Annotated in this window: 3 protein-coding genes; 2 read left to right on the top strand and 1 reads right to left on the bottom strand. The window is 73.4% G+C overall.

Features of this window, described 5'->3' with window-relative positions; translation table 11 throughout:
* Window positions 1-1,030: fructose-specific PTS transporter subunit EIIC (locus AOK24_RS38900; RefSeq protein WP_079057220.1), on the top strand; the 1,030-nt coding region annotated here is incomplete at its 5' end.
* Between the two features lie 57 nt (window positions 1,031-1,087).
* Here the strand turns inward: AOK24_RS38900 and AOK24_RS38895 are convergent.
* Window positions 1,088-1,813 (bottom strand): glycoside hydrolase family 16 protein, encoded by a 726-nt coding sequence (locus tag AOK24_RS38895; RefSeq protein ID WP_055724648.1) that lies wholly within the window; start codon window positions 1,811-1,813, stop codon window positions 1,088-1,090.
* A gap of 209 nt (window positions 1,814-2,022) precedes the next feature.
* Here AOK24_RS38895 and AOK24_RS38890 point away from each other — a divergent pair.
* Window positions 2,023-2,728: CYTH domain-containing protein (locus AOK24_RS38890; protein ID WP_159052144.1), on the top strand; the 706-nt coding region annotated here is incomplete at its 3' end.

The raw sequence follows: 2,728 nt of genomic DNA, 5'->3' as shown, positions 1-2,728 counted from the left end.
CGTCATGGTCGTCCTCGCGCTCGCCGTCGGCGGCCTGCACCTGTCGGACAGCGCCTCCCAGCTCCTGTTCACCGGCGACTGGAGCCGGCTGGACACCTGGGCGGCGCTGCTCCTCAAGACCGGTCTCACCGCGCTGGTCTTCCTCCCCGTGGCGGTCGCCGGACTCGTCGCCCACAGCCTGGCCGGACGGCCCGCGGTGGTGCCGGCGGCTGTGGGCGGACTGACCGCCGCCGGTGTGCAGGCAGGGGTCCTCGCCGGGCTGGCCGCCGGGGTGTGCGCCGGTTTCGTCACCCTCGCGCTCGGGCGCGTCCCGGTTCCCGCCCGGTGGCGCGGCGCCGCCTCGGCATGGCTGTTCCCCCTGGTGACGACCGTGGTCACCGCGTTCCTGGTCCTCGGGGTCGTCGGGGAACTGCTCAACTCCCTGAGCGGCCGGCTGCACGGCGAACTGGCCTACCTCCAGTTCGAGAACACCGTCGCCACCGGCCTGATCCTCGGCGCGATGGCCTGCGCCGACCTCGGCGGGATGATCACCCGGACGGCCATCGGTTACGGCGCGGTGGAGCTGAGCGGCGGCGACCCGGCGCGGTTCAGCACCCTCAACATGACGATGATGGCCGCCGTCATCGCGGCCGGCATGGTCCCCGCCCTCGCCCTGCCGCTGGCCACGCTGGTGCGGCGCGGCCTGTTCGGCGACGAGGAGCGGAGCTACGCGAAGGCGGGCTGGCTGCTCGGGGCGGCGTTCCTGCCCGAGGGCGCGGTGCCCTTCGCCCTCGCCGACCCGCTGCGCGTGATCCCGGCGTCCATGGCGGGCGGCGCGGTGACCGGCGCCCTCGTCATGATCCTCGGCCCGACCAGCAGGAGCCCGTACGGCGGCGCCTTCGGCCTCGGCGACACCGGCCGGCCCCTCCAATTCCTCCTCGCGCTCGCCGGCGGCGTCGTGATCACCGTCCTGCTGACGGTGGCCCTCAAGAGCCTGCGCCTCCCCGCGCCGGCCCCGGTCGCGGGCAAGGCCGTCGCGACCGGCGCCTGACCTGCTCGGCCACGTGCGCCCCTCGCCCGGCGGGGGCGCACGTGAAACCCGCGAGAGTCAGGGCGTGTACGGGGTGTACGTGATCGAGGAGACCCGCAGGTACCGCGCGCCGTCCGCCGTGGCCCAGGTCGACTCGTCGGGGTTGCCCGGCCAGTCGCCGCCCACCGCGGTGTTGACGATGAAGCGCATCCCCACGCCCCGGGGGGTGGTGTACCACTTGGTGCCGGTGATGGTGCCGTCCACGGCGAAGTCGATGTGGTCGGGCCACCAGGTGAACGAGTACCGGTGGAACGCGTTGGTCCAGCCCGAGGAGTTCGTCTTCGAGAACTGGGTCTGGGCGTTGTTCACGTCGTGGGACGTCTGGTAGACGGTGTTCGGGTTCTGGCCGACGATCTCGGCGGCGTCGAACTCCGGCAGCCACGGGTTCAGGTAGGCCGCCCAGACCGCCGGCAGGAGGCCCCGGCCGCTGGGCAGGTTCGCGGTGAAGCTGTAGGTGCCGTAGCCGTAGAGCGCCTTCGACTCCACCCGGCCCGAGTAGTAGGTGCCGCCCGACCGGTAGGTCTTGATGACGAGGGTGCTGCCCTCGTACCAGACGCAGGCGGGGGTGTAGGTCTCCAGCTCGTTGTTGGCGGTCCAGCGCGCGTTGACGGTGTTCCAGGAGTTGACGGTCTGGGGGGCTCCCCAGGACGCGGCCTCGGCGCGGGGATGTCCCAGGAGGAGGAGGGAGAGCGTCGCCAGGGCGACCGCTATCAGGCGTCCGGGTCTGACGAGTACCGACGACATCGCGGCTCCATTGCTCGATGACATGGGGGGAAGGGAAACGATTCCTCGCTCCCTCGGCATGGGCGGAATCTAGGACTCCGTTCAACCTTTGACAAGACATCCGGCAAGGATCTTGTCCCGGCTTTTGGAGTTGAACGCCACCGCCGCCCCCGCGCCGGGAATCCCGGACGGCCGGGTTTGCCCGCCGCTCAGGCGTGTACGCGCAGTACATGACCGAGTCGACACAGGACACAGAACGGACCTACGACGCCCCCTCCGCCGACGGCGCGGCATGGCTGCCCGACCTCACCCGCGTGGCCGGGATCGCGGCGGTCGTGGACGAGGGCACCCGGGAACGGGACGCCGTGTACTACGACACGGACGACCTGCGGCTGGCCGGCGCCTCGGCCGCGCTGTGGCGCGGAGCGGGCGAGGCCGACGCCGGCTGGCACCTCGGACTGCCGCTGCCCGGGACCGGCCGGGAGGAGATCCGCGCCCCGCTCTCCGACACCGTGCCGGACACCCTGCGCGACCTGGCCCGCTCCCGCACCCGGGGCGCCTCGCTGCGGCCGGTCGTACGGGTCCGGGCCACCCGGCGCGTACACCGGCTCGTCGGACCCGGCGGCAGGGACCTCGCCGAGCTGAGCGTCGACGCCGTCGGCGCCGAGTCCCTGCACGGCACCGGGACGAAGGCGCGGTGGGCCGAACTGGCGGTCGCCCTCGCGGACGGCGCCGATCCGGGGCTCCTGGACGCGCTGGACAAGGTACTGCGCGACAGCGGCATCGGGCGCGCGCACTGCGCGTCGACCCTCGCCAGGGCCCTCACGGAGACGGGGGCGGGAACACCCCGGCCGCCGTCGGGCGGGCGCCCCGTGGTGCCCGGCTCCGCCGGGGAGGCGGTCCTGCGGCAGGTGGCCGAGCAGGTCGGCGCCCTCG

The sequence above is a fragment of the Streptomyces niveiscabiei genome (assembly GCF_001419795.1).
Taxonomy (GTDB): Bacteria; Actinomycetota; Actinomycetes; order Streptomycetales; family Streptomycetaceae; genus Streptomyces; species Streptomyces niveiscabiei.
This window is presented reverse-complemented; position numbering and strand designations above follow the sequence as displayed.